Origin of the sequence: Paenibacillus vini (assembly GCF_018403325.1) — a bacterium.
GTDB classification, from domain to species: domain Bacteria; phylum Bacillota; class Bacilli; order Paenibacillales; family Paenibacillaceae; genus Fontibacillus; species Fontibacillus vini.
This window is the reverse complement of record NZ_BOSL01000072.1, coordinates 1-260: the sequence shown is the minus strand read 5'-3', so window position 1 is coordinate 260 and position 260 is coordinate 1. Positions and strand designations below refer to the sequence as shown.

The following is a 260-nucleotide window of genomic DNA, read 5'->3' as shown; positions in this document are numbered from 1 at the left end:
TGACCGGTACAGAGATGTACCTTTCCTTCGGGACAGAGGAGACAGGTGGTGCATGGTTGTCGTCAGCTCGTGTCGTGAGATGTTGGGTTAAGTCCCGCAACGAGCGCAACCCTTAACTTTAGTTGCCAGCAATTCGGTTGGGCACTCTAGAGTGACTGCCGGTGACAAACCGGAGGAAGGTGGGGATGACGTCAAATCATCATGCCCCTTATGACCTGGGCTACACACGTACTACAATGGCCGATACAACGGGAAGCGAA

General features: G+C 53.5%; 1 rRNA gene. It reads left to right on the top strand.

Annotated elements, in window-relative coordinates:
* Window positions 1–260, top strand: a 16S ribosomal RNA gene (locus KJS57_RS26215); the annotation flags it as partial.